Below are 19087 nucleotides of genomic sequence, written 5' to 3'. Positions count from 1 at the left end.
TTACCGTGAAGAACTTCGCGGTTTTCTCACGTATCATCGGTGGTGTGTGACGCACTTCGAGTTAGCTATTGGAGCATTTCCATTGAGTTTACAGGCCAGTGGTCCGCGGGAAAGGGAAGTAGTTTTCCATGCTGAGCGGCTTGCCAAGGTCTACCAAGTAGGCGAGGTGGCGGTACACGCGCTGCGTAGTGTTGATCTAGAGCTGTACGCGGGCGAGTTCGTGGTGTTGCTGGGTGCATCCGGAAGCGGCAAGTCGACGTTGCTGAATATCTTAGGCGGGCTCGATGTGCCCAGTGCCGGCAAGGTGGTCTACCGCGGCCAAGAACTGACCCGAGCTTCCGAACGCCAGTTGACGGCGTATCGCCGCTACCACGTCGGTTTTGTGTTCCAATTCTATAATCTCATTCCCAGCCTTACGGCGCGTGAGAACGTACAAGTCGTAACAGAAATCGCCCGTGCCCCGATGCAACCGGAGGCGGCGCTCGAACTGGTCGGGCTGGCGGAACGTCTGGATCACTTCCCTTCTCAACTCTCGGGCGGCGAGCAACAACGGGTCGCGATAGCACGGGCTATCGCGAAAAATCCCACCGTATTGCTTTGCGACGAGCCCACCGGAGCGCTCGACTCCAAGACCGGTGTCGTAGTCTTAGAGGCGCTGGATCGGGTCAACCGCGAGCTGGGTACGACGACGGTGGTTATCACCCATAATGCGAGCATTGCTGACATGGCGCACCGCGTTATCGACATGAGTAACGGCGGTATTCGCGCCATACACGAGAACGCCGAACGGCGACCGCCTTCGGAGTTGAGCTGGTAGCGCCGGTGCGTACGCTAAACCGTAAACTGCTACGGGACTTGTGGGGGCTGAAAGGTCAGATTGCCGCGATCGCTCTAGTATTGGCGGCCGGGGTCGGCGCTTTCATCGGCTTGGCGAGTACGCTCGATTCGCTGCAATCGACCAAGACACGCTTTTACGCCGAAGCCCGGTTCGCCGATATCTTCGCTCGCCTGAACCGAGCACCTGAGACGGTAGCCGAGCGTATCGCAACCCTCCCGGGCGTTACCGCCGTGCAGACGCGCGTAGTGGAACAAGCGAGAATCAGCCTCGCCGGTTATTCCGAGCCGATCACCGCCGAACTCGTTTCGATACCGGACGAGGGTGTATCACGCCTTAATGAAGTCTATGTGACGGCCGGGCGCTTGCCGCTGCCGGGGCGGGCTGACGAAGTGGTGTTGGGCGAGGCCTTTGCTGCCGAACACGGCATTGAGCCGGGCATTACGCTTAACGCCATTCTCAACGGTCGCGAACAGCCGCTTAGCGTGGTAGGCATCGGGCTGTCCCCCGAGTATATCTACCAGGTTCGGCCCGGCGACCTGTTCCCCGACTTTCGCCACTTCACCGTCATATGGATGAATCGCACGCCGATGGCGACCGCCTTCGACATGGAGGGGGCGTTCAACAGTGTGGTGCTGACGCATGCGCCCGAGGTGTCGGCACGGGAAGTCATCGAGCGACTCGATCTTGTCCTCGCGCCCTACGGCGGACTCGGCGCTCATGACCGAGATTTGCAGCTCTCGCACCGTTTTCTGCGCGACGAGATCGAGCAGATCGAAAACATGACTGGCGCCGTCCCATTGATTTTTCTCGCTGTTGCGGCGTTTCTTCTTAATGTGGTCGTCGGCCGACTGATCCGCAACCAGCGCGACCAAATAGCCATCCTCAAAGCCTTTGGCTACAGTAATCTCGCCGTCGGTCTGCACTATATGGCGATGGTGGCGGTGATCGTCGTGCTTGGCGGTGCGCTCGGCATCGTGTTCGGTATCTGGTTAGGTCGGGGAATGAGCCAGATGCTAGGCGATTTTTTACCTTCCCTTATCTTGACTACGCTTTGCGGCCGAATACGGTACTGATTGGGATCATGGTGACGGCGGCTGCGGTGTTTCTTGGCACCCTAAGCGCCGTCTGGCGTGCCGTGCGTATGCCGCCGGCCGAAGCCATGCGGCCGGAGCCGCCCGCGAATTACCGGGAAACGCTACTCGAACGGCTTGGTGTCAGGCGTTATCTCGACCAACCGACCCGAATGATCGTCCGCCACCTTGAGCGGCAACCGGTAAAGTCGGCGTTGTCGGTAATGGGTATCGCGTTTGCCGTGGGCATCGTCATGATCGGCCGCTTCAGCCAGGACTCGATTACCTATGTGATCGATTTTCACTTCGGCGTTGCGGCGCGGGAAGACATGACCGTGACTTTCGTCCAACCGACCTCGCACGAAGCCTTGTTCAGCCTGCACAGTTTGCCTGGCGTGCTCTACGCAGAGCCGTTTCGCACGGTCCCGGTCGAGCTGCGTACCGGGCACCGTAGCTTCCGCACCGCGATCCAGGGATTCACGGCTGAGCCGCGGCTACACCGTGCGCTCGACGCTGACGGCGAATCGATCAGAATGCCGGATGAGGGCATCGTATTGACTGATTTTCTGGGTCGCATGCTGGGTGTAGAAAGCGGTGACCTGGTCGAGATTCAGGTGTTGGAGGGCACCCGTCCTCAGCTTTGGGTGCCCGTCGCCGGGCTGGTGCACGAGTACTTCGGCGCGAATGGGTATATGAGCCTGAATGGGCTGAACCGACTGCTTGGTGAAGGGAGTGCCATTTCGGGGGCCTATCTAGCGGTTGATCCAGCTGAGCGGGATGCGCTGTTCCGAGCCCTGGAGGACATGCCGCGGATCGCCTCAGTGAGTCGGCGCGAATTGGCGATCCAGAACTTCGAGCAGACCATGGGCGATGTGGCCGGGGTGCTCGACCTGGTGATCACTCTGCTGGCCGGTATTATCGCTTTCGGGGTGGTCTACAACAGCGCACGTATTGCCTTGGCGGAGCGGGCTTGGGAATTGGCCAGCATGCGTGTGCTTGGATATAGCAAAGGCGAAGTAGCCTACATCTTGTTGGGGGAGTTGATGTTGTTGACCGTGCTCGCGATTCTGCCGGGTTTTTGATCGGTATAGGCTTGACGCATTGGATGCTAGCGGGCTTTGAATCCGATCTTTACCGGATACCTGTGATCATTGAACCGTCGACTTACGGAATTGCCGCGGCAACAGTGTTGGCAGCGGCCCTCTTGTCGGCTCTGTTGGTAGGTCGCCAGCTCGACCGGCTGGACATCGTGTCCGCCCTTAAGGCTCGGGAGTAATAACGTGTCTTCGCGCAAGCGCATTGTGATTTTTCTTATTGGCGCCTTCGTCGTGCTGCTATTGGCATTAGCGTTTCGTCCGCGCCCGATTTTGGTCGATACGGCGGTGGTTGAACGTGCGCCTTTAGTCGTCACCGTTGATCGGCAAGGCGTGAGCCGAGTGCAGGACCGCTATGTGGTGTCAGCGCCGGTCACCGGACACTTGCAGCGAATCGGCCTGCGCGTTGGCGACAGCGTGGAGCAGGGCGAGGTAGTGGCCCGCATTGCGCCCGCGCAGCCAGCGCCGCTTGATGCGCGAGCGCGTGCGGAGGCCGAAGCGAGTCTGGACCGCGCCGAATCGCGGGTCGAACAAGCCGGTGCCCAGCGCGAGGCGGCGGCTGCTGTGGCAGAGCTCGCCGAGCGCCGCTACGATCGCGTTCGTCGGCAGCTCGCCGCCGACGATGTTGCCGAAATCGAGTTCGAACAAGCGCGCGCGGCGGTATTGGAAGCCCGTGCCAACCTACGTTCGGCGGAATTCAACCGCGATATTGCCCGCCATGAACTTGCCGCTGCGCAAGCACTCCTGCGCGAATGGCCGGCGGAGGCGAGCGGCCCCCGCAAAACGGTAACGATCACCGCCCCGGTAGGGGGAAGGCTGCTCGCCTTGCGGCGACAGAGCGAAGGTGTGGTGAGTGCAGGGGAGCCGCTACTGGATATTGGCGATCCGGCTGTGTTGGAGATCGCCGTTGACGTACTGTCTGCGGATGCCGTTCGGCTGCGTCCGGGCATGGCGGTACGGATACTGCGATGGGGTGGGGAGGACCTGCAAGCAGCGGTGCGCACCATTGAGCCGGCTGGCTTCACCGAAGTCTCTGCCTTGGGCGTCGAGGAGCAGCGCGTCACGGTTATCGCCGACTTGCTTTCGCCAGGCGAGCAGTGGGAGCGGTTAGGCGATGATTATCACGTAGATGCCAGTTTCATTCTTTGGCAAGACGATGAGACGCTACAAGTGCCGGAAGGGGCTGTGTTTCGGCGGGCCGAGGGTTGGGCAAGCTTCGTCGTTATCGACGGGCGGGCCGAGTTAAGACCGGTGCGTATCGGTCGGCGCGCCGACTTGCGGGCGCAAATCGTCGATGGGCTGGAGCCAGGCGAAGTCGTTATCGTTCACCCGGCTCCAGCAATAGAGGCTGGCAGTCGGGTCGCCCCACGTTAGGAGCCCGCATAGCCGGGAGTGCATGGCGCGGATGGCGGACTGCCTGTGCGGACGGCCCAACGATCCTTGCTTGTGTATCCCGGACTTTAGCGTCGTACGAACGTGTCGGCGAAGACGGTGTTTAACAGCGAGAAGAGATTGTCCGGGTTGTTCTCGGCACTCGGTCGCCGGTCAGTCTGATCGGCAATTCGCATTTGCAGATCGGCTTTGTAATTCGCTGGTAGTTGCGCCTGCTCGATAGGCGGCAGGGATTCATAATGCGCGAGGACTTCTGTATAGAAGTTGGTCATCTTGCCGGTGCGATTATATTCGTCCATAGCCTTATCGACGACGGCTCGCTTCCAGGCCTGTTCTTGCCGATAGGCTTCGTGATGAGCCGCCCGGCGTTCGTTAACGGTAAACGTACCGCTGTCGTCATAGATGATCAGCGATAGCTGTTCGCGCGATAAGCCTGCAAACGGGTTGGGCGTTTCGGCGTCGGTATTGGCGCTATTGACGAACTCCGTGGCCTGTCGAGCACGTTCCAGCAGCGCTGGGCCGTCGGTATTCGGCACCTCGCTGTCGTGCCGAGCCTTGTTGGTATGGTAATGATTGCCGTGGATCTGGTTTAACAGCGACTCGCCCTGCTCTCCTAACGCGCGATGGCTTAAGGTGCTGTCGCGTTCCGCCGAGCGTTGGGCGGCTTCGCTTAATTGTTGCGCTAAGGGGGAGAGTTGGACCGGTTGCCCCGAGGCAGGAAGTGAGGCACGAGAATTCGTGGCCTGATTCATTTTATTGTCAGTGCGCTCGGCTTGGGGGGGCGTTTAGATGGGGCTGTTTAATGCCCCCATCTAAACCGCATGGAACTAAAACGGGACGTCCGAGCGCTTGCTATACGCCGGACTTCGCCTTGCGAAGCAAAGCGGCTAAATCCGGGGTAATGGGCATTTTCCTGAACGGGCTGACATTCGCGCCACCGGTATTACCTTGTGGCACTAGCCCGAGCGCCGTTTTAGTGGCCGCGCCAACGACTCGCACTATCTGGCCGAGCATTTCTCTAATTGAACGGTTGCGTATGGCCCACGTCAGCATCAGCAGATGAACCTTGACGTGCCAGTAGGTGGATTCTTGCCCAAGCACATGGGCTCGCTCCAAATGCGCAAACTCCCGTGCCGTATCGTCGGTTAGCCTGGCCTGGCGGGCATTAGCCAACTCCGCTTCGACGTAGGGAGCAATGTTTCGCGAAAAACGACGATGCATCTTGATCTCCTCGGTAGGCAACAACGCGAAATTCAATGGTGGCGAAATTGTCCGCCGTAGCCGCGGTCTAGTGCTTTGTGTTCATTAGGATGCGTAATCTGTAGTGAAAACAGGTGCCGGTTTTCTTAGTCTGCCGCCGCGAAATGCGCCATCTGGTCCGCATACGCCTTCTGGAAGGAAGGGCGGTCCGTGGCGCGTGCGATATAGGCGCGACAAGCAGGGTGTCTCGCCAACCCGTCGAATCGGTCGACCAGGCGCAGTACATCCGCCATCAGTATATCGGCGACGGAAAAAGTAGCGGCTAGCCATTCGCGCTCTGCCAATACCTTTTCCATATGTTGCAGCCGGGCCTTGAGGAACTCATCCAGATGCGTTCGCCCCGGCGTTTCGGTGGTGTCGCCGGAGAACTTGAATAGGGACCAGGGCAGGCTTGCCGCCTCGACCGAGTTGAGCGCAGCGAAGAGCCACTCTATAACCTCGCTGCGACTGCGCGGATCGGTAGGCATCAACGCGTCGCTACGCTCGCCCAGATGGAGCAGGATCGCACCGCTTTCGAAGATTGAGATGTCGCCATCGGTTAGCCATGGTACCTGCCCGAAAGGTTGCTTTGAGAAATGCGCGGCAGCGCGAGCGCGAAAAGGCACGCTCTCGACGCTGTAGGGCAACCGGGCCTCTTCCAATGCCCAACGTACACGTATATCGCGCACATAGCCCCGCGGCATCTCGGGAACCCAATCGAAAGTGGTGAGGACCAGCTCGGTCATAGAGTGTCTTCTCTCGTTAAGGCGATTAGTTAGCGTGCTCCGCCAGAGCGGTAAACGGGGCGAGCACAATTTGGGCCGAAGCCCGCCGATTAAGATCGGGCTCTGGTTTCACGCCTTAGGTGCCGATCGAGTTGGTGAAGGTAAGCTTGTTCCCGAACGGATCGGTTACCGACATGTCTTTGCTCCCCCAGGGCATCTCCTTAAGTACTGGCTTGGCGTAGGCATAACCCGCAGCGACAAGCTGCTGGTGGAAACGCTCGACCTCGCCGGTTTCGATGCGGAGAGCCGCGCCCGGACAGCTATCGCCATGATGTTCCGACAAGTGCAGAATGCAGCCATCCTTCGAGATCTGCATGTACAGCGGCATTCCCTCGGCAAACCGGTGCTCCCAATCCACTTTAAAGCCCAGGAATCCAACATAGAATTCCTTCGCCTTCGTTTCATCGAAGATACGAAGGATCGGCGTCGTTTTTCCGAAGTTCATTCCACCGAGTCTCCTCGCCTCTGTGGCGCGCGCAGGAGTCCGGCCGCGAGCGGCCGAACGCCTTGCGCTTACCGATAACCAGCTATGCCTCAGCCTGCGTTAAAAGTTTTGAATCCGCTCCCGGCAAGACTGCTCCGCCAATGCTTGCAGCTTTTCCACACGTTCGCCGAGCCAATCTAGATCCTCGCGGGTAACCGCGTACTTTTTGTCATAACGAGAATCGATATAGGCTTTCTTCAAAAGCTTGAAGCGCCGCTTATCGTCGTCGGTAACCTGTGGGAAAAGCGGTAAAAACGCGGATCGCAACGAGAGACGTGCGAAATAAGTTTTTCTAAGTTGTGCTCTTTCGCCTTATAGCCGGTATAGACCAGGATAACCGCGTTATAGAAACGCTCAGTAGCCTGATGAAGCAGAAAAGCCGCTATGGCCAGCTCTCCGCTATCGAGGGCAAGCCGAAACTGATTAAAGAACCCTTGGGCGCTGCCAAACCAGAACTCGAAGTCCTCCTCGGCTTGCGCTCGGCGCCCTTCGGCATCCAGCTTGCCCGGTGGCTCTAGCTCAATTCGCCCGCTCTCATAGAGCAAGATACCTTCCCGGTAAATGTCCGAGTAGAAATAATGCCCTTCCCGCAAGCGTTTTTGCAGCGGTCGGTAGTCTTCCACCATCAGATTCGGCCAGGTCTTTAAGGCCGGATGTTTATGCAGTCGTTGCTCGACCTTGCTCCATAGCGGTTTGGATTTCTTCGTCCGTACCAGATCGGTGACCACCAGCAAATCGTAGTCGCTGCGGTACTCGTAGGTGATGTGCCCTTCGACGTAGCTATCCTCTACCCAATTACCGCGGGCGTGGCTACCGAACAGGATGATCAGTTCCACGTCCACCAAGGCAGTGATGGTTTCTACGACCAAGCGCAGCTCGCGCTGCTTATTATCCGGCAGGTGGGAAATATCCGTTTTCATGATGTCCAGCGGGTCTCTCGATAAGAACAAGCCTCGATTCTTACAGATTGAAGATCTTAAGGAAATAATAGTGGGTTAAGCATTGGCCGATACGGCTATTCGTTGACAAACAAGAATTAGGGAGCTCAAGAGCATCGTTGCGCTCGCCTTCTCGCGGAGGCGCAAATCGGATAGAAGACCGCTGAGTAAATCCATCGCTCGGACGATTGGGTCAGAAATTCGCACGTTTAGATATGGTTCGGCCGCGAAAAACTGTCCAGGCTTATGACGCCAAGCGTCACGACGTTGAAGCGTCGATTTTACTGGAGGCCTTATGTCCATACTCATCACGGGAGCGGGTGGCACGATCGGGAGCATCTTGACCGAACTCCTGCGGGCGGACGGGTGTACCTTTCGCGCCGCTTATCATTCGCCGGAGAAAGCCGAAGCGGCCCATCGTGCCGGCATCGACAGCGTGGCGATAGACTTCGCTGTACCCGACACGTTGCCGCCGGCGCTCGACGGCATCCACACGGTCTTTTTGCTCGGCACCGGCGTTCGCGGACAGGGCGAACGGGAGCTGAACCTGCTGCATGCCGCTCGCGCCGCCAACGTCAGGCGAGTCGTCAAGCTGTCGGCGTGGGGCGCGCCGCTCGAGCAGTATCAGATCGCATCCATGCATCGCGCGGTGGAACGCGCGATCGAAGAGTCCGGCCTCGGGTGGACGTTTCTCCGTCCTAACGGCTACATGCAAAACTTCATTCACGATGCGGCCACCATTAAGGAGCACGGCGTCATCTATCAACCTGCCGCGGACGCACGCATCAGTCATGTCGACGCCAGAGACGTCGCGCGGGTTGCCGCACGGGTTCTGACGACCCCCGGCCACGATGGAATGGCCTATGAACTCTCCGGACCCGCGGCGATAAGCTATGCTGAGGCGGCCGCGATCCTTTCTCATGCCCTCGGGAAACCCGTCAGCTACGTTCCTGTTCCTGATGCAGCCGCTTTCAAGGCGATGACCTCGGCAGGAGTGCCGGACTTTTATGCAAGTGCCCTGATTGATCTATTCCAAGCATACCGGGAGGGGAGCGGACGTGGCTTAGCCTTGGGCGTCGAGACGGTGACCGGGCATCCTCCGATCCCGTTCGAGAGGTTTGTGGCGGATCACCTTGAGCGATTCCAATAAACGGCTATCGCTTCGGCTTCCTCGCTTGCCGTGATGCATGGCCGTCCGCACTGAGAACCTGTCCGTGGCCAACCGGCGCGGGCGTACATGCAGACACGGAGGCCGAACATGTCCACCACAGACGTCGTGCGCCAGGAAGTCGAGGCGCTCAAACGGCATAGCCTTGCCGATATGACAGATCGCTATACCGAGGATGCCGTCGTCCATGATCCCATGTACTCCGAACCCCTCCGGGGCCGCGAAGCTATCCGCGACGACTTAGCCGCTTGGCTCCGCACCTTCCCGGATCTGGAGGTGGAAATGCGAGCGATACTGGAGGAGGGCGACCGCTACGCCTGCGAGATCGCTATGACCGGCACGCACAAGGGGCCGCTCATCACGCCTGACGGCGAACTTGCCCCTAGCGGCAAGCGGGTGGCTATGAGCATCGGTTTGTTCGGCCGGCTCGACGGCGACAGGATTGCCGAGGAGCGTCGCTACTATGACCTGAGCAGCATTGCCGCACAGCTCGCCACTACGCACTGACCAGAGCCGGAGGGCGGACAGCAAACGATTCCGTCGCTCTTCGCCTTCAGGATTAGCTTTGCTTGTAGTTCGGCATCGACAAGCCGAAGGCGATGGCGCAAGCGCGCACGCCGAAGGCGGCGGCAAAGCCGGCCAGCGCAGCGACAATCTCATCCAGGCCTGCATGGCGTAGCCCCAGATAGGTCGCCGCGCCGGCGATAGCGGCGGTAGCGTAAATCTCGCGGTGGAACAGTAGCGGCTTACTGCCCGCCATGATGTCGCGCAGCAAGCCGCCGACGGTGGCTGTCATCACTCCCATTAACACACAGACAACGGCCGGCGCGCCCAGGAGCGCGGCCTTTTGCGTGCCGCCCACGGCAAACATAGCAAGCCCGACGGCATCCAACCACAGCAGGGCGCGTAGGCGGCTGGCCAGTAGCCGCGCCGCCCAGAAGGTTACTAGCGACGCGCCGATGCAGGTCCACAGATAGGCCGTTTCTTGGGTCCAGAACACCGGGGCGCCGAGCACCAAATCGCGGAAAGTGCCGCCGCCAATGCCCGTGACGGTGCCCAGAAAAACGAAGCCGATCGGGTCCATCTCCTTGCGCGCGGCCACTAGGGAGACGCTGATTAATTTCCTGGGGCGCCGGTGATTGCGAAGATCGCTACTGCCAGCCGCTCGGTAACCACCTGCACATACTCAGGCACAAGCGAGAGAATGCCGTCTAGGGTCATGCCGTCAGCTCCTTACAACGAGGGCGGACGACCCCGGTCTTTGGCCGCGAAGGCGGCGCAAGCAGGAAGGGATACCCATTCGCTAGTCTAACCTCGGCTCGCTTGAAGGGGGCACGGGTGCACATGCATAGCGAATTAGCATATCGCTACAGGCTCAGGAAATCATGCGTTCGAGTCCGTGCCCAGTGCCTTCAGCAGCAATTCGGCGACTAGGTGCGAAGACTGTGGGTTTTGCCCGGTGATCAACGGGCCGTCATGAATGGCAAACGCCTGCCAGTTGGCAGCTCCCTCGAACTGGCCGCCGAGCTCGCGCAGGCGAGTTTCCAGCATGAAGGGCACCACGTTCTCCAGGCCCACTGCTACTTCTTCGGCATTGGTGAACGCATTCACGCGCAGGTCTTGGACGATAGGCCGACCGTCGGGGCGTTTTGCCGTGACCAGACCGGCGGCACCATGGCAGACCGAGGCGATCAGCTTGTTGGCGGCGAAGGCGCGCTCGACGGCGGCCGTTACCCCCGCGTCGACGGGTAGATCCCACATCGTGCCGTGGCCACCCGGGAAGAACACAGCATCGAATTGAGCACCATCGAAGTCCGAAGCTTTAGAGGTGTCGGCAACCAGGGCCTGTAATACGGTGTCCTCCAGAAAACGTTCGACGACCGGGTCGTTTTCCCCTTTCGGTTTGATGCTCCCCGGATCGACCGGCGCGGGTCCGCCGGCGGTGGAGGCCAAGGTGACTTTCGCACCGGCATCGACCAGCGCGTAATAGGGCGCGGCCAGCTCTTCGGCCCACAGGCCAGTCGGGTTGCCGGTTTCGCCCATGCGGGAGTTGGAGGTTACGATCATCAGAATATTCGGAGTCATGTCGAGTTCTCCCGGTAATGTTGCGCTTTTGAGCGCGTAGATTGGCAGCCAACGAGTTGGTTGTTGGGTAACAAGGCCTCCTCGCGCAAGTTAATCGTTAACTCAGACGAATAAATGGCGAGGTATCCGCTTTAGTTGTAGCAGCCCTTTCCACTTCAGTCAGGGCCGGGAATCGGGAAGCCTGCCCGTCTTTTAGAGGCAGGGCCGTCTCGCCGGAGAGCAGGACGAGGACTTCAGCCTTGGGAGTCGCACCAGCCGCAGTTGAAGTCGCCAATATAAATGAAACCAAAAGACCCCGGATCAGCTTTCTCATCTTCTTTTTTCCTGGTGGATTGCAAGCGATTGTTTAGGCGGCAATGTACTGTGCCGCGTCGCAAGAGTAATTTATTGATTCATCGGGAGCGGGTAAACTGACATAAGTGAACTTCTTTGATTACACGAGGGAATAAGTGGCGCGTGCGTTCGACACCGTTCAGCTCGGCAGTATCGAGCTCTTTTGCAAAGCAGCCGAGCTAGGCAGCTTCACGGCGGCTGCCGAGGCGCTTGGCGTGACACCTGCCTCGGTCAGCCGCTCCATCGGCAGACTTGAATCTCGATTGGGCGTGAGGCTTTTTAATCGTACAACGCGCAGTGTTCGGCTCACGAGCGACGGCGAACTCTACCGCGCGCAGTGTCAGCAGGCGCTTGACCAGATCGCCGAAGCCGAGCGCGCTATCACCGGGCAGCAGAGTCAGCCGAAAGGTCTACTGCGAGTAAGCGTGGGCACCGTTTACGGGCATCACCGCTTAGTACCGCTGCTGCCTGGGTTCAGGTCGGCATACCCTGGCGTTGAGATCGAGCTCAACGTCTCCAATCGTAATATCGATTTTGTAGAAGACGGTTACGATCTAGCTATACGCCTGGGCGAGCCACGCGATTCGCGGCTTGTCGCACGCAAACTCGAAGATGCAAGCGTAGGCGTTTTTGGCGCGCCCGCCTATCTGAAGAGCAAAGGCCGGCCGCAGACACTGGAAGATCTACGCCAGCACGATTTGATCCAGTTCGTCATGCCCAGCACAGGCCGCCCCATGCCATGGATCTTTCGTGGTGCCAATGGCGATGACATCGACTTTAGCTTCCAGAGCAGGCAACGCGTGCACGAAGACGTCCTGGCCGGTGTCGGATGGGCGATTGCCGGCGGAGGGCTGTTCCAGATTTACCATTTCGTGACCGCAGAAGCGACCCGGCAGGGGCGGTTGATTGAAGTCATGCAGCGAGCAGGAGGGCGGTCGCGCCCATTCTACGTGCTCTACCCGCAGAACCGACATCTGTCGGCGCGGGTTCGAGCGTTTGTCGACTATCTAATCGCAGCGGTTCGAACCGAGGCGGTGCCGAAGCCGAAGCCATCAGGGCAGCGAAGAGCTGAGCGCGCACTATTGCTACCCGGGAGATACCGTAAAGCTATGCGGCCGGTGTCCATATGTGGAACCCATGCTAGCCGGCACATTTGGACACGCGACCCTATAATGCTGTCACCGCTATTATTCGAACACTTCTCCAAATTGCTTCGCGCTAATCCCGCGGCCAAAATGGTGAAGCACCTCATTTTCAAAATAGATTTGCTGCGCCGCGGTGAAGGCGGCAGTGGCGTCAGTGACCACGAAGGTCCGATAACCTCTATCGTGGGCTTCCCTCAGCGTCGATTCCACACACACGTGAGTCGCAAACCCAGCCAAAAACAAAGTATCGATCCCGTTATTCCGGAGAAAGCTATCCAGGTTGCTGCCAGCGAATCCTGAAGCCCCCGTCCTCTCCGTTATAACATGCTCATTTGGAAGCGGCGCGAAATCGGCATGGATAGCCTGCATATCATCTTGCCAGGTATTGGCGGCAGGTATTGCGGCTCTGAGGCCAAAGGCCGCATCGCCAAAAATACGGTAATGGGTATCAGGTTTTAGCGTCACGTGAATGGTTGCTATTCCCTGTTTTCGAGCGGCCGCCAATAAAGATTTCGAGCTATGGATGGCTGACTTGAAACGCTCCTCGTCCTCAACGAGAAGGTTTCGCAGGTTGCCTTCTTCCGAAACCCATTCGTTCTGATACTCAATCATCACTAAAGCTGACTTGGATTGTTCAACAGGTTCGGCGTACAAAGCGGAAGTTGAGAGCGCCACCCCCGCCATAAGTACTTGGACAATACGTTGAAATGCCATTGGTAAAGCTCCTGATTCATGAGGTTGGCAGGAGCATTCTCCATAGAGACATATGGTTGGCACCTTAACATTTGATAAGTCAGCCTTTCGCGTGCCGGATTCGAGACAGGGTTACATCCGTCATGCCAAGGTAAGAGGCCAAGTGGCGGAGCGGTACTCGCTCGTGAAGATCGGGAAAATCGGCTACGAACCGCTCATATCGGCCCTTCGCATCTAACTGAAGAAACATGACTTCGCGTCGAATTTTGTCTTCTAGCAGGCCTTCGGCCAGACGGTGGAAAAAGTCGTTGCCGTCAGGATGCTGATTCAGAAGCGCAGCCAGTTGGTCATAACAGCATCTATAGACTTCAACATCGGTCAGCGCTTCAACGAAGAAGAGCGAGGGTTCCTCAATGGCCGATCGAGTCATTGGAGCAAGAATTTGTCCTTCGCTGAAAAACCCCTTATTGGATTCCTTGCCTGCGGAGTTCAAGTAGTACAGCCTGAAAATGCCTTGACGGATCACCATCAGTTCGTGCCAGCGCTCGCCTGGAGATAACGTTACCGAACCCGAGGTAATGCGAGCTTGGCGAAAGAGCGGAACTACGTCAGGGAGCAACGCAGCGATTACGCCATTGGCAAGCAGGATGCTGGAAAGGTCTTCAGCCATAGCTTGCGTTAACGCTTCCATCCTTCTCATGCGGAGTAGCTCTCAGTACTTGGCATAACCTTCAGCTGTCATCCAGCCCTAATCCAAAGGGAAGCCATCTGCTGTTTCGAGACCGCGTACGAAAGCTTCGAAGCTTGCGGCGACATGAGTAACAGCATAATCCCATTCTTGATCGACATGTACGACGCGGGGTTCGCCCTCTGGGCCGCAAGAGCTGTAATCCAGACAGAGCATGTCGTGTCCCGCCGACGGGCAGTCCGCGAAGTAAATGCCAATGGGTGGGTACCCCAATTCCTCGATGATGGACGGGTTGCCAAACGAACCGCAGAGCGAGTACCTTTTGGCGGCGCCTATCGATAGGAATCCAGTAACGGCGACATGATCGGAGGCCCAGGAGGTGCGGTGGGCCGTGCGATGGCAGTTCTTTACCGGCGCTCCGCCATTGCGGTTGCTCATCAGTTCGATATAAGCCGCCGGAAGTTTGTAGCCAAGCGCTGCTTCGACCAAACTGATCTTCTCGGGAGTGAGCGGATCGTCGGTGTACTCGCGAGCGTAGTACTCGCTTTCATTCCAGAAAGCGGTCAGGTCAACGTCGCCAAAAATTCGCCTCATGAACTCCCCGTAGAGATTGAGTAGACGTTTAACTAGCAGGGCCTAAGTATATAGGCCGTTCGTGCTCTCTGGTCGTATGAGTCTCGTTCTAATCGCTCGAATATACGCTCAGCGCTGTAACCGTCACCAAAATCAGTCCCATACCGCAAATCTGTACTGCGGTCAGGCTTTCGTTTAAAACCACCACGCCGAAGAGCGAAGCGCTTACCGGTTCGACCATCGCCACAATTGACGCTACGGCGGGTGCGGTACGGTTGAGGCCGACGATGTAGAAAATAAAGGATAATCCGGCGCCAAGTACTCCCAACACCACGAACAGCGGCCAACTCGGCGTGCCCAACGCCGCCACCGTCTGCTCGGCATCGCCCAACCAGACAAGTATGCCAACGAGTACCGCGAACGCTATCGCGAGAATCGCCTGGGGGCTGCCGTGCGGTGCTGCATACTTGAAGCCGAAAATGAATACCGCATAGGACAGTCCGGAAAGCAGCCCGGCTCCGGCAGCGATGGGCGTGACGTCGCCCGCTCCAATCTCGTAAATACCCGTCAGCAATACGACGCCAAGCATCACCGTTGCGATCGCGGCCCATTTGAATAGCGTGGGTTTTTCGAGCCTGAACGCGAAGGAGACGAGATAGACGAACACCGGCGCGGAGTACATCAGGGTCGCCGCAACCGCGACACTGCCCTCCGCGATGCTCAAGAAATAGAAGGAGAAGTTGCCAGCTACGCCCACCCCGGCGATCACTGACCAGAACCATAACCGGCTACTTGCCAATCCGCTGCCGCCTGGGCGCAACGCTAGCCAGAGGAGAACGAACAACAGCCCGATCGCGCCCCGGTAGAACGAGACCACAACCGGGCTCCAACCCTCGGCCGTAAGAATCCCGCCGATCCCGCCCGATAGCCCCCAGCAGAGTGCCGCCAGCACCACGAACACCGTACCCAAGCCCGCCGTGCTTCCTGCTGAACGTAACCCCCTCGGGGGCGACGAGTGCTGTACCATTTCGCAAGTCCTATGCCTTCGAATTCAATCGGTTGCCGAACCGTAGAACCTTCTGGTGGACAACATCTGCTTTGGGTCGCCAACTTGACTGTTCAGACCCCGTTCCTCCCGCCGGAAATCAGCTGGAGCGGAGTGTTATCTGCTTTCAGTGCTTAAGTGCTCAATTTATCCGTCATGATGCGCGGTCTCTTCAACTAATGGCCACTAAGGCGTCGAACGGAAGCAAAGCCTTACAGTTTGCTTCCTTCCGCTTGCGGTCTGTGCCTCTCCCCTTGCCTATGGCACTATTACATAATGCTTCCCCCATACCACGAAAAAGGAAGAGGGCGAGGGTATGCCGCCGCTGGAATATAACCGCTTGGGCCATAAGGATATGCGCACGTCGCTAAGCCACTTGCCGGCCGAGAAACAGCAGGAACTAGAGCAGATCGCCGGCCTAATTGACAAGGCCGTGCAGCCGGAACTAGTGATTCTCTACGGCAGCTATGCCCGAGGGGACTACAAGGAAGAGAAAGACCTAGCCCCGCAGCGGTGGTCGGGACACGCCTCGGATTACGATATTTTGGTCGTGGTACCGGATAGCACCACGGAATCGGATGCAGAACTGGGGCGGCAACTCTATGAGTTTTGCAACGCGCACAACTTCTCAGCGTCCGTCCGGCCCATTGTTCATCGCCTCAGTCACGTGAACCAAAGCTTGCGGGAAGGCCGGTATTTCTTCCTCGACATCAAGCGCGAGGGGCGCGTGCTGTTGGGCAGCAACATCGGCCCGCTGACCGAACCGAAAGACTTACCCGTTAAGGATCGACTGCGGATCGCGCGGGAGTATTTCGATAACTGGTATGGGTCCGGCAAGAAGTTTTTCCGTGGCTATGAGTTCTACGTAACCGAAGGTGATTTCCGCCACGCGTCCTTTTTACTTAACCAAGCTACCGAGTCCGCTTACAAGTGCATTCACCTGGTCCATACCTTGTACTGCCCCAACGAGCACTTGCTGGACTACCTTGCCCTCAGCGCACGTAAATACGGCCCGGTGTTTGAAGAGATCTTCCCGCGCACCACGCAGCTAGAGCGGGATATGTTCCAGCTACTCGACAATGCTTACATTGCCGCCCGCTACCACCTGGATTTCAACGTTACTCAAGAAGACCTCGATTACCTAGCCCCCAAAGTGCAGCGTCTGCTGGACGTAACGAAAGCGCTGTGCGAGCAGGAGCTGGAGCGCTTGCGAAAGGAAGCTCAGGAATAAGCGTGGGCCAGCCTCGCTGGAGGCGTGAAGAGAACTGAAGCGACTGGCTGCCCACTCGCTCTGGAACGCTTTGGAGTGCCTCCTGTTACGAAAGCGTATGAAGTAACGAATCCCACCAGTCCGTCTTTTCTGTGCGAATGCGATAGCGATGGACGCGCATCACAGCGCGAACTTGATCTTGCAGACGCGGCTGTGCCTTCCTTGCCATTTCTATGCTTCCTGTTTTAGTGGCTATCTGAATGTACAGTATTATTATTGGCGCGAATCATAGCCGTCAGCCGAACACATGGTGCTGAGCGCGGAAGTTCGCTAAAGTGTTGGTAATCAAAAAATATAAGTAGGGCGTTGTGGCAACAAAAGCGCGGAATCATGAAGCGCGCGGTTTTTGCAATGATAAAGCGCACTGCCTAATCACTGTTAACGAGCTATATCGAGCTGAGGGTAAGGACAATGCCAGATATTGAATTGACGACTGAAGAGAGCGTTTACTTAGCATATCGAGACGGAGGCGGTGAATCCATTTTGCCTGGTCACTGTGCAGAACTCGGGATATCGCTAGAAGAAGGCAAAGAGATGATCCGCCGTCAGTACAAGATCCGAGAGGAAAGCGGCAACCTTAAGCCCTATGATAAAAGGATTTAATGCCGCCGAGGTCTGCCATATAGATGGTAGTGTTCTGATTACAAACTGGGCTGAAGCATGTGGCAGTTAAATTTGACCAGGAGAAGTTTGACCAATGGCAGGAGCTTCGAAAAAACCTAAAAGAAGCGAAGCGTTCAAAGGCCTATGAGCAAGTTATAGGTCTATGCAAGGAAATCATAGGCTTAGATAGATCGGCCAAATTTATTCAGATCATGACGCCGTTGTTCTTTAAAGAGATGGGGGCAGCTTACGAGAAAGTAGGTGAGGAAGATAGTGCACTGGAAGCATACAAGGCTGCCAGAGATGGGTTTCTAAAGTACAGAGAGCACAACAATCTACACTCTCCAGACGACTGGTTAAAAGATATTCAGGCACTGGAGAAGAAGATTGGCAAACTTGAGCTGTGAATATGGGCTGCGCTAACCAAGCCAAGCACGGCGACAGCTTTTCCGTTGCGGCTTCGCCTCCACTCCAAAGCTGCGCGTGTTGGCAGCGTTAGGCCCTTCGATGACATCGCCTCACGGAGTGCTTTCATTGCCAGAGAACAAAGAAATACGCTTCATAAAGCCTTGCCGTCATCCTGAAGAGGTCCATCGGACACTTACGCCGGAGTACGCGGCCAGCCTACTGACGACCGGGCGTGTGGCTCAAATCAACCTCGATAATTGCTCGCTCCAAAGGATGGAGCAGCTGCCGCCTGAGCCGACATTGCGAGACGCCGAAGAGGTTGGGCTTCTTCCTCTCGTTCAGATCCTGCAAAGCGCGCCGGTCGCTCTCTCTGCCATTGGCGTTAATGAGATGCCAGATTGCCGAGTTGGGGGCGCCAAACTGGCGTACGAGCGGTTCTGCGCTGTCTTCTGGCCGGGCCACAAGGACGACATAGAGGCTACCCACAGGGCGTATGACGGGTCGTCGACCGAAAGAAAGGTCGAGTTTTCCGAGCTTAATGAAGGAGCCAGATGCACCTACGGCGGGGCGTATGTCGCTCTCTTACAAATGCAGAGCATAAATCGAACTTATTCGTCCTTGAGCCCCGAGGCGAAGTTCGAAGCTTACCTCCACAGCATCATCGGAATGCTTGGCATCGTCAGCGCGTTTGAGCTTGAGATAGCGAAGTACGCCTTCTGGGACCTGACGGATGGCGAAATTAATCGACTTCCCGAGCGCGTACGCGTGGGGAGAAAGGACATAAAGGAAAACTTCACGAGAAGCTGCAGGGCAGCTTAAGCAAGTGCAAACAGTTCGCTTTCAACGGCGCTATGGACTTGCATTGGCTCAGCGGCGCTAACCTCTCGGAAGACCTTGGTACGACTCTAAAAGTCGGCAACCTCGAACTCGCGGTAGACAACTGGGTGGGGACCAATGACATCAAGCTCTACCGGATTTCGAGGGACATTCATTCTGTCCCGAGGGAAGGCTCAACGATGAAGGTCCTAGCATTCTCTCGCGAGCCCGAGCTTGAGGCCTCAGCTTACTGGCGTAGCATAGATCGTATGGCCTTGGACGTGCTTCTGCATAGAAAGCAGGTGGGCTACGGTGAAGTCGATCAGTTGTTAGAGAGAATCGACGGAGCCGTTGCCCATCTTGAGGAGCAACTTCTGAAGGTTTTGCCAGAGTGACCTCGGGTTATGAAGAACAGCAGAA

24 protein-coding genes and 1 pseudogene are annotated in these 19087 nt (G+C 57.4%); 12 read left to right on the top strand and 13 right to left on the bottom strand.

The window, feature by feature from the left end:
* Positions 1 to 82: 82 nt before the first annotated feature.
* The 4 genes from CAI21_RS15050 (at position 83) to CAI21_RS15040 (ending at position 4376) form a co-directional block, all read left to right on the top strand.
* Positions 83 to 817, top strand: coding sequence for an ABC transporter ATP-binding protein (locus tag CAI21_RS15050; RefSeq protein WP_258868138.1), 735 nt, complete (start codon positions 83 to 85; stop codon positions 815 to 817).
* Positions 818 to 822: 5 nt separating this feature from the next.
* Positions 823 to 1911, top strand: a complete 1089-nt coding sequence (locus CAI21_RS25075; protein ID WP_258868137.1) for an ABC transporter permease — start codon at positions 823 to 825, stop codon at positions 1909 to 1911.
* On the top strand, positions 1890 to 2990 hold the full coding sequence (locus CAI21_RS25070; RefSeq protein ID WP_258868136.1) for an ABC transporter permease: 1101 nt from the start codon (positions 1890 to 1892) through the stop codon (positions 2988 to 2990). The genes CAI21_RS25075 and CAI21_RS25070 overlap by 22 nt, the downstream gene beginning before the upstream one ends.
* Positions 2991 to 3188: 198 nt before the next feature.
* Positions 3189 to 4376, top strand: a complete 1188-nt coding sequence (locus tag CAI21_RS15040) for an efflux RND transporter periplasmic adaptor subunit (RefSeq protein WP_116303032.1) — start codon at positions 3189 to 3191, stop codon at positions 4374 to 4376.
* Between the two features lie 86 nt (positions 4377 to 4462).
* Here the strand turns inward: CAI21_RS15040 and CAI21_RS15035 are convergent, their stop codons facing one another.
* From CAI21_RS15035 to CAI21_RS15015, 6 genes are all read right to left on the bottom strand, one after another.
* Positions 4463 to 5146 (bottom strand): hypothetical protein, encoded by a 684-nt coding sequence (locus tag CAI21_RS15035; RefSeq protein ID WP_181919457.1) that lies wholly within the window; start codon positions 5144 to 5146, stop codon positions 4463 to 4465.
* Between the two features lie 100 nt (positions 5147 to 5246).
* On the bottom strand, positions 5247 to 5615 hold the full coding sequence (locus CAI21_RS15030; protein ID WP_116303056.1) for a DUF3703 domain-containing protein: 369 nt from the start codon (positions 5613 to 5615) through the stop codon (positions 5247 to 5249).
* Positions 5616 to 5740: 125 nt separating this feature from the next.
* Positions 5741 to 6379, bottom strand: a complete 639-nt coding sequence (locus CAI21_RS15025; protein WP_116303031.1) for a glutathione S-transferase family protein — start codon at positions 6377 to 6379, stop codon at positions 5741 to 5743.
* A gap of 115 nt (positions 6380 to 6494) precedes the next feature.
* Positions 6495 to 6956, bottom strand: coding sequence for a glyoxalase superfamily protein (locus CAI21_RS15020; RefSeq protein ID WP_258868142.1), 462 nt, complete (start codon positions 6954 to 6956; stop codon positions 6495 to 6497).
* Between the two features lie 6 nt (positions 6957 to 6962).
* A complete protein-coding gene (locus CAI21_RS23245) occupies positions 6963 to 7103 on the bottom strand; it encodes a hypothetical protein (RefSeq protein ID WP_181919456.1) in 141 nt (46 codons plus the stop codon).
* The gene (locus tag CAI21_RS15015; protein ID WP_116303029.1) at positions 7100 to 7852 is read right to left on the bottom strand and encodes a HEPN domain-containing protein; all 753 of its coding nucleotides are present in this window, start codon (positions 7850 to 7852) and stop codon (positions 7100 to 7102) included. The genes CAI21_RS23245 and CAI21_RS15015 overlap by 4 nt, the downstream gene beginning before the upstream one ends.
* 283 nt (positions 7853 to 8135) lie before the next feature.
* On the opposite strand from CAI21_RS15015, the gene CAI21_RS15010 reads away from it, so the two are divergent.
* Both CAI21_RS15010 and CAI21_RS15005 read left to right on the top strand, forming a co-directional pair.
* On the top strand, positions 8136 to 8990 hold the full coding sequence (locus CAI21_RS15010; RefSeq protein ID WP_116303028.1) for an SDR family oxidoreductase: 855 nt from the start codon (positions 8136 to 8138) through the stop codon (positions 8988 to 8990).
* A gap of 108 nt (positions 8991 to 9098) precedes the next feature.
* Positions 9099 to 9515: an ester cyclase gene (locus tag CAI21_RS15005; RefSeq protein WP_181919455.1), complete on the top strand. Its 417-nt coding sequence runs from the start codon at positions 9099 to 9101 to the stop codon at positions 9513 to 9515.
* Between the two features lie 52 nt (positions 9516 to 9567).
* Here CAI21_RS15005 and CAI21_RS15000 read toward each other — a convergent pair whose 3' ends face one another.
* The 3 genes from CAI21_RS15000 to CAI21_RS14990 form a co-directional block, all read right to left on the bottom strand.
* Positions 9568 to 10110: a trimeric intracellular cation channel family protein gene (locus CAI21_RS15000; RefSeq protein ID WP_220359388.1), complete on the bottom strand. Its 543-nt coding sequence runs from the start codon at positions 10108 to 10110 to the stop codon at positions 9568 to 9570.
* Between the two features lie 281 nt (positions 10111 to 10391).
* Positions 10392 to 11093: a type 1 glutamine amidotransferase domain-containing protein gene (locus CAI21_RS14995; protein ID WP_116303026.1), complete on the bottom strand. Its 702-nt coding sequence runs from the start codon at positions 11091 to 11093 to the stop codon at positions 10392 to 10394.
* A gap of 97 nt (positions 11094 to 11190) precedes the next feature.
* Positions 11191 to 11406, bottom strand: coding sequence for a hypothetical protein (locus CAI21_RS14990; RefSeq protein ID WP_116303025.1), 216 nt, complete (start codon positions 11404 to 11406; stop codon positions 11191 to 11193).
* 136 nt (positions 11407 to 11542) lie between these two features.
* Between CAI21_RS14990 and CAI21_RS26060 the strand changes: the two are divergent.
* A pseudogene (locus CAI21_RS26060) lies at positions 11543 to 12385 on the top strand (LysR family transcriptional regulator); the annotation flags it as partial.
* A 228-nt stretch (positions 12386 to 12613) separates the two neighbouring features.
* Here the strand turns inward: CAI21_RS26060 and CAI21_RS25060 are convergent.
* From CAI21_RS25060 to CAI21_RS14965, 4 genes are all read right to left on the bottom strand, one after another.
* Positions 12614 to 13285, bottom strand: coding sequence for a cysteine hydrolase family protein (locus tag CAI21_RS25060; protein ID WP_258868134.1), 672 nt, complete (start codon positions 13283 to 13285; stop codon positions 12614 to 12616).
* Positions 13286 to 13364: 79 nt separating this feature from the next.
* On the bottom strand, positions 13365 to 13964 hold the full coding sequence (locus CAI21_RS14975) for a Crp/Fnr family transcriptional regulator (protein ID WP_116303024.1): 600 nt from the start codon (positions 13962 to 13964) through the stop codon (positions 13365 to 13367).
* A gap of 48 nt (positions 13965 to 14012) precedes the next feature.
* Entirely contained in the window at positions 14013 to 14546 is a 534-nt protein-coding gene (locus tag CAI21_RS14970) for an SMI1/KNR4 family protein (protein WP_116303023.1), read from the bottom strand.
* Positions 14547 to 14634: 88 nt separating this feature from the next.
* Positions 14635 to 15552, bottom strand: coding sequence for a DMT family transporter (locus CAI21_RS14965; protein ID WP_116303022.1), 918 nt, complete (start codon positions 15550 to 15552; stop codon positions 14635 to 14637).
* Positions 15553 to 15886: 334 nt separating this feature from the next.
* On the opposite strand from CAI21_RS14965, the gene CAI21_RS14960 reads away from it, so the two are divergent.
* The 5 genes from CAI21_RS14960 to CAI21_RS24055 all read left to right on the top strand — a co-directional run bounded on the left by CAI21_RS14960 (position 15887) and on the right by CAI21_RS24055 (position 19062).
* Positions 15887 to 16801 (top strand): HEPN domain-containing protein, encoded by a 915-nt coding sequence (locus CAI21_RS14960; protein ID WP_116303021.1) that lies wholly within the window; start codon positions 15887 to 15889, stop codon positions 16799 to 16801.
* Between the two features lie 450 nt (positions 16802 to 17251).
* Positions 17252 to 17443 carry a hypothetical protein gene (locus tag CAI21_RS14950; RefSeq protein ID WP_116303020.1) on the top strand — a complete coding sequence of 64 codons (192 nt, stop codon included), beginning with the start codon at positions 17252 to 17254 and terminating at the stop codon, positions 17441 to 17443.
* 59 nt (positions 17444 to 17502) lie between these two features.
* Positions 17503 to 17850: a hypothetical protein gene (locus CAI21_RS14945; protein ID WP_116303019.1), complete on the top strand. Its 348-nt coding sequence runs from the start codon at positions 17503 to 17505 to the stop codon at positions 17848 to 17850.
* Between the two features lie 127 nt (positions 17851 to 17977).
* Positions 17978 to 18670, top strand: coding sequence for a hypothetical protein (locus CAI21_RS24060; RefSeq protein ID WP_220348424.1), 693 nt, complete (start codon positions 17978 to 17980; stop codon positions 18668 to 18670).
* A 38-nt stretch (positions 18671 to 18708) separates the two neighbouring features.
* Positions 18709 to 19062 carry a hypothetical protein gene (locus CAI21_RS24055; protein WP_220348422.1) on the top strand — a complete coding sequence of 118 codons (354 nt, stop codon included), beginning with the start codon at positions 18709 to 18711 and terminating at the stop codon, positions 19060 to 19062.
* Positions 19063 to 19087: the final 25 nt, after the last annotated feature.

This window comes from Alkalilimnicola ehrlichii (genome assembly GCF_003399765.1).
Lineage (GTDB): Bacteria > Pseudomonadota > Gammaproteobacteria > Nitrococcales > AK92 > AK92.
Note: the sequence above shows the minus strand (reverse complement) of the source record. Positions and strands in the feature narration are given on the sequence as shown.